The 6,563-nt window shown below is 75.0% G+C and carries 6 protein-coding genes; 3 read left to right on the top strand and 3 right to left on the bottom strand.

The features are described from left to right. Positions 1–57 precede the first annotated feature (57 nt). Positions 58–909, bottom strand: coding sequence for an NAD-dependent epimerase/dehydratase family protein (locus ACFU6K_RS27645; protein WP_380667450.1), 852 nt, complete (start codon positions 907–909; stop codon positions 58–60). A 152-nt stretch (positions 910–1,061) separates the two neighbouring features. Next, positions 1,062–1,592 (bottom strand): EF-hand domain-containing protein, encoded by a 531-nt coding sequence (locus ACFU6K_RS27640; protein WP_380667448.1) that lies wholly within the window; start codon positions 1,590–1,592, stop codon positions 1,062–1,064. Between the two features lie 161 nt (positions 1,593–1,753). On the opposite strand from ACFU6K_RS27640, the gene ACFU6K_RS27635 reads away from it, so the two are divergent. Then, a complete protein-coding gene (locus tag ACFU6K_RS27635; protein WP_380667452.1) occupies positions 1,754–2,590 on the top strand; it encodes a helix-turn-helix transcriptional regulator in 837 nt (278 codons plus the stop codon). Between the two features lie 198 nt (positions 2,591–2,788). Next, positions 2,789–3,694, top strand: coding sequence for a neutral zinc metallopeptidase (locus ACFU6K_RS27630; RefSeq protein ID WP_380667446.1), 906 nt, complete (start codon positions 2,789–2,791; stop codon positions 3,692–3,694). A gap of 21 nt (positions 3,695–3,715) precedes the next feature. Here ACFU6K_RS27630 and ACFU6K_RS27625 read toward each other — a convergent pair whose 3' ends face one another. Next, entirely contained in the window at positions 3,716–4,615 is a 900-nt protein-coding gene (locus tag ACFU6K_RS27625; RefSeq protein WP_380667444.1) for a LysR family transcriptional regulator, read from the bottom strand. A 268-nt stretch (positions 4,616–4,883) separates the two neighbouring features. Here ACFU6K_RS27625 and ACFU6K_RS27620 point away from each other — a divergent pair, with 268 nt between their 5' ends. Continuing rightward, positions 4,884–6,521: an alkaline phosphatase D family protein gene (locus ACFU6K_RS27620; RefSeq protein WP_380667442.1), complete on the top strand. Its 1,638-nt coding sequence runs from the start codon at positions 4,884–4,886 to the stop codon at positions 6,519–6,521. Positions 6,522–6,563 lie beyond the last annotated feature (42 nt).

The following is a 6,563-nucleotide window of genomic DNA, read 5'->3' as shown; positions in this document are numbered from 1 at the left end:
ACCCGGGGGAGGGCCGGGCCCGGCGTGGGGACGCGGGCGCGGGTACGACGGCAGGGCCTACAGCGCCCCGGCGTCGGCCGCCGCCCACGCCGACGGGTACAGCGGACGCCAGCCCAGCTCCCGGCGCGCCGCCGCCGTCGACACCTGGCCCTCCCACGGGTCGAACGGTGCGTCCGGCGAACTCCCGGGGTGCACCCGCCCGTTGAGCGCGTACAGGTCCCAGGCCGTCAGCGGTGCGTCGTCGCCGACGTTGTAGGTGCGTCCCTCGACGCCGGGCACCACCACCGCACGCCACAGCGCCCGCGCCACGTCCGCGTGGTGCACCACCGCCAGGCGCTGGTGCGCGGGCCAGTGCGCGGCCCAGTTCAGCGACTGCGCCAGATGCGGATCGCCGTCCCCGTACACGAACGCCAACCTGGCTACCACCAGCGGCAGTTCACCCCCGAGCGCGCGCAGCCCCTGCTCCGCCCCCGCCTTGGACGCCGCGTACACCCCCCACGCCGGATCCGGCGCCGTCCGGTCGCCCTCCACGGCCGGGCGGCCCAGCCCCCGCCCGTACACCAGGTTCGTACTGGTGTGGACGAACCGCGCGACCCCGGCCCGCGCCGCCTCCCTCCCCAGCGCCACCGCGGCGTCCCGGTTGACCGCCCACGCCGTCTCGTCCGGCACCCCGCGCAGCGCCGCCGCCGCGTTCAGCACCACATCGGCCCCGTCCAACGCCCGTGCCCGGTCGCCCTGTTCACACAGGTCGCCGACCACCACCTCCACCCCGTCCAGGCCCCGCGCCCTCGCCGCGTCGCGCACCAGCACCCGCACCGAGGAGCCCTCCGCCCCCGCCCACCGCACCAGCCGCGGCACCAGCCGGCCGCCCACCGAACCCGTCGCGCCCGTCACCAGGATCTTCGCCATCGCCCGTCTCCTCCAGGAGAGTCGCTTCCTCCGACGCCCACCACCCTGCCCGCGGTGCGAACGGCACGGCAGAGACCTCCCGATCCAGGGACCGCCGATCCCTGGCTGGGGGCCACGGGGCCCCGCGCCCCGGGCGGGCGCCGGGCGCCGGGTCAGCGGACGGAGGGCTCCCGCGGGCCGGGGCGGCCGTCACCGTAGGCGCCGGCCATGGGGGAGGAGCCGGTGGTGAGGAAGTCGTGGATCGCCACCAGGTAGACGGCGCGCCCCACGGTGCCCTCGCCGCCCGTGTCGAGGGCGTCGAACGCGGCCGCGGCCCCCTCGGGCGGGTTGCCGCTCGCCGCGCGCAGCCGGGCGAACTCCCGGCGGGTCACACGCCCGTCGCCGTCGCCGTCGGCGAGGTCGAACAGCGATCCGAGGGCGGGCCGACAGGTCTCCTCGAACGCCTCGTGACCGGCCCAGGCGCGGTACTCCTCGAAGGTGACGCCACCGTCCCCGTCGCCGTCCATCTGCCGGAAGACCTCCTGGTGGGCCGCGCGGGCCACGGCCACCAGCGGGTCGTCCGGGCCGCGCCCGAAGGCCGAGGCCGCCCGGTCGACCCGGGCGAGGTACTCGCCGAGGGAGATCACGCCGTCGCCATCGGTGTCCAGCATCGCGAAGATACGGCGCTTCGCCTCGTCCGACATACCGTCACCATCCGTTCTCACAGGGGAAGTTCTTCCGGTCCACGCTACCGGCGGGACGCGCGCGGGCCGGGAAGGCGCGGCACGGGAGCCCGGCGTCCCGGCAGCCGGGGACCGCCGATCCCTGGCCGCGCCACGCCCCGGCGGGCCATGCTGGGAGCATGATCGACCGAGCGGCGCTGGCCGACTTCCTCACCCGGGCCCGGGCCCGGCTCACCCCCGCCGACCTCGGGCTGCCACCCGGCGCGCGGCGGCGCACACCCGGACTGCGCAGGGAGGAGGTGGCACAGGTCGCCGGGCTCTCCGTCGACTACTACGCCCGCCTGGAACAGCGCCGCGGCCCCCAGCCCTCACCGCAACTGCTCGCCGCCCTGGCCCGGGCCCTGCGACTGAGCGAGGACGAACGCGACCACCTGTTCCGCCTCGCCGGGCACGAGCCCCCGCGCCGGCACGGCCCGCTCGGCCACGTCCGCCCCGGACTGCTGCTCATCCTCGACCGGCTGCACGACACACCCGCCCAGGTGGTCTCCGACCTCGGCGACGTACTCGCCCAGAACGCCATGGCGGCCGCCCTGTTCGGGGACCACACCGCCCTGGCGCCCGAGCGCCGCAACCTCCTGCTGCGCTGGTTCACCGACCCCGACACCCGCACGCTGTTCCCCGCCGAGGACCACGAGGACCTCGCCCGCGCCCACGTCGCCGCCCTGCGCGCCGCCCGCACCGCCCGCCCCGGCGACCGGCGCGCCGCCGAACTCCTCGACGAACTCCTCGCCCACAGTCGCGAGTTCACCGCCTACTGGGAACGCCACGAGGTCGCCCGCCGGCGCAGCGGCCGCAAACGGCTCCTGCACCCGGTGGTCGGGCCGCTGGACCTGGAGTGCGAGGTGCTGGCCGCCGGCGGCGAGGACCAGCTGCTGCTGGTGCACACCGCCGCGCCCGGCAGCGACTCCGCCTCCCGCCTGGAGCTGCTGCGCGTCGTCGGCGCCCCCGCCCCCGCCTGACGCCCGCGCCCGCGCCCGTGCCCGTGTCGGCGCCGGAAGGCCCCGCTGCGCCACGAGGCGCTCCGGGGCCCGTAGGCTGGGCCGGGCCGTGACGGCACAGACCGTCACCAGAGCGTACAAAGCGACCGACCGACCGACTGATCGACCGGCCGACCGGCCGATCGACGGAAACCGACAGAAGCGGGCAGGCAGGGGCACATGCAGTTCGACGACCAGGGCGACCTCGACACCTCGCAGGTGGACGACCGGCGCGGCATCCCGGGCGGGAAGGTCGCCATCGGCGGCGGGGCCGTGGGCCTGCTCGCGGTGCTGTTCGCGGTCGTCCTCGGCGTCGACCCGCAGCTGCTGGGCCTGTCCTCCGGCTCCGGCTCCTCCAACTCCTCCACCGGCACCCGCACCGCCGGCGAGGTGCAGCAGGCCTGCAAGACCGGCGCGGACGCCAACAAGCGCCAGGACTGCCGGATCGTGGCCGTCACCAACAGCCTCCAGGAGTTCTGGCGCACCGAGCTGCCGCGCGCCGCCAGGATCCCGTACAAGAACGCCGAGACGGTGCTGTTCACCGGCCAGGTCTCCACCGCCTGCGGGCCGGCCACCTCGGCGGTGGGCCCGTTCTACTGCCCCGGCGACAAGAAGGCCTACTTCGACCTGGGCTTCTTCAACGAGCTGTCCGCCCGCTTCGGCGCCAAGGGCGGCCCGTTCGCCGAGTCCTACGTCGTCGCCCACGAGTACGGCCACCACATCCAGACCCTCACCGGCGCCATGCAGAAGGTCGGCAACGACCGCCAGGGCGCCGCCAGTGGCTCGGTGCGCCTGGAACTGCAGGCCGACTGCTACGCCGGGGTGTGGGCGCACCACGCGACCACCACCCCGCAGGCCTCCACCGGCCGTCCGCTGATCGCCTCGCTCACCGACCAGGACATCGCCCAGGGCCTGGACGCGGCCGCGGCGGTCGGCGACGACCGCATCCAGCAGCAGGCCACCGGCCGGATCAACCCGGAGGCCTGGACGCACGGCTCCGCCGAGCAGCGCAAGGCCTGGTTCACCACCGGCTACCGCGGCGGCGACTTCGCCCAGTGCGACACCTTCTCCGCGGCAAAGCTGTAGCACCGCCCGCGGGGCCCGCCGTCAGAAGCCCCGCTCCGCCTGCCCGCTCCGCTCCCAGTCCCAGCCCGCGATCGCCTCGCGCAGCCGGCGGGCGCCGGCGGGCAGGCGCGTGTCGGAGGCCCAGAGCAGGGTCAGGGAGCGCCGGCAGCCGGGGTCGTCGACGCCGACCCACGCCAGCGGCAGGCGGGTGGCGGTGCGCCGGGAGAGCGCGGGCACCAGGCCGATGCCCAGGCCCGCGCTGATCAGCTCGGCGATGGCGCCGGCCTCGTCGCTCTCGAAGACGATCCGCGGCTCCAGGCCGCGGGCGGCGAACAGCCGCTCCAGCAGGCGGCGCTGCCAGTGCCCGGGGCGGGCGGCGATGAACGGCTGGTCGGCGAGGGCTTCGACGCCGACCGAGGCGCGCCCGGCCAGCGGGTGGCCGGGGGCGACGGCCAGCCCCACCTCCTCGTCCAGCAGCAGCACCGACTCCAGGCCCTCGGCGGCGATCGGCTGGGAGACGACGGCGAGGTCGACGTCCTGGGCCCGCAGCCGCCGGGCCGTCTCCTGCGCGGGCAGCTGGTGCAGTTCGACCTCCACCCCCGGGTGGCCGCGCTTGAACGCGGCCAGCGGCCCGCTGAAGGCCAGGAAGGTCTCCGAGGCCAGCCGCACCGTCCCCAGCCCCTGCCCGGCGGCCTCCGCCACCGCCCGCCGCCCCGCCTCCAGCTCGCCGAGCGAACGCTCGACGTAGCCGCGGAACAGCCGCCCGGCCGCGTTCAGCCGCAGCCGCCCGCCGCGCTCGAACAGCGGGGTGCCCAGCTCGGCCTCCAGCCGGGCGATGGAGCGGCTCAACGACGGCTGGGCGACGCGCAGTTCCTCCGCCGCCCGGCTCAGGTGCTCCAGCCGCGCCACCGCGAGGAACTGCGCGAGCGAGTTCAGGTCCACGAAAGCCCCCCAAGCCCCGGCGGTCATAACGCCATGGCGATACCGATCCCGGACAGGATAACCGGACGGTCATGGCGTCAGGGGCGGGCCGCGCACCGTCCGGAGCCCTTCGTCCCCGTTCACGGTGATACGCCGGAACTGCCGGACCTTCACGGCTCTCGCACCGGATGATCACTCTGCTGCCGGAATCCCGACCCCCGCCGTACGGGGCGGTCCACTCCAATTCCCTTCGCACACCCCCCGAAGCAGCGAAAGGCCAACCACCCCCATGACCCGCCCCGACGACCGCCCCACGCCCGACCGGATGCTGCGCGAGGCCGCCTCCCGCCTGGACCGGCGCCGCTTCCTCACCGTCACCTCGGCCGCCGCCGCGCTCGCCTTCAGCGTCAACCTGCCCTCCGCGCACGCCGCCGACAACGAGATCGCCCCGCGCGCCATCGGCGACGATCCCTTTACCCTCGGCGTGGCCTCCGGCGACGCCACCCCCGACGCCGTCGTGCTCTGGACCCGCCTGGCCCCGCGCCCGCTGGAGCCCGGCGCCGGCCTGCCGCCCACCGGCTCCGTCAGGGTCGGCTGGGAGATCGCCCGCGACGAGAAGTTCCGCCGCGTCGAGCGCCGCGGCACCGCCCGCGCCCACGCCGAGTTCAACTACGCCGTCCACGTGGACGTCGACGGCCTCGACGCCGCCCGCACCTACTGGTACCGCTTCACCGTCGGCCCCTGGGCCAGCCCCGTCGGACGCACCCGCACCGCCCCGCCGCGCGGCCGCAAGCTCGACAGCGCCCGCATCGCCTTCGTCTCCTGCCAGGCCTACGAGGACGGCTACTTCACCGCCTACCGCCACCTCGCGAACGAGGACCTGGACGCCGTCTTCCACGTCGGCGACTACATCTACGAGTACGGCATCGACGCCGCCGGCGGCGACCGCAAGTACACCGACCGCACCCTCGCCGCCCACTTCAACCACGAGACCACCACCCTCGAGGACTACCGGCTGCGCTACTCCCTCTACAAGAACGACCCCGACCTCCAGGCCGCCCACGCCGCCCACCCCTGGTACGTCACCTGGGACGACCACGAGGTCGAGAACAACTACGCCGCCGGCATCCCCGAGAAGAACCAGGACCCGGCCCCCTTCGTCGCCCGCCGCGCCGCCGCCTACCGCGCCTACTGGGAGAACCAGCCGCTGCGCATGCCCCAGCCCCGCGGCACCGAACTGACCCTCTACCGGCGCGTCCACTACGGCCGGCTGGCCCAGTTCGACATCCTCGACACCCGCCAGTACCGCGACGACCAGGCCAACGGCGACGGCTGGCAGTACCCCACCCCCGAGTCCGACGACCCCAAGCGCACCCTCATGGGCGCCACCCAGGAACGCTGGTTCGCCGACGGCCTGCGCCACTCCAAGGCCACCTGGAACGTCATCCCCCAGCAGGTCGTCTTCTCCCGCCGCAAGAACACCACCGCCGAGCGCTCCAAGCTCTCCATGGACGCCTGGGACGGCTACCCCGCCGCCCGCGAGCGCTTCCTGAAGGCCGTCGACCAGTCCGGCGTCAAGAACCTGGTGCTGCTCACCGGCGACGTCCACGTGGCCTACGCCCTGGACGTCAAGCGTGACTTCAACGACCCCGACTCCCGTACGGTGGGCGTGGAGTTCGTCGGCACCTCGATCAGCAGCGACGGCGACGGCGAGGAGAAGCCGTCCAACTGGGGCAACCTCATGGCGGCCAACCCGCACATGAAGTTCTACGACGGGCGCCGCGGCTACACCGTGCTCACCCTGGACCACCACCGGGCCCGCGCCGACTACCGCGTCGTCTCCCGCATCACCCGCCCCGGCGGCACCCTGTCCACCGCCGCCTCCTTCACCACCGAGGCCGGCAACCCGGGCATCCGCCCGGCCTGACGGGGCCCTCGGCCTCCCGGTCCCGCCGCCTTGAGGGAGGCC

It is taken from the genome of Kitasatospora sp. NPDC057512, assembly GCF_042802135.1.
Lineage (GTDB): Bacteria > Actinomycetota > Actinomycetes > Streptomycetales > Streptomycetaceae > Kitasatospora.
This window is presented reverse-complemented; position numbering and strand designations above follow the sequence as displayed.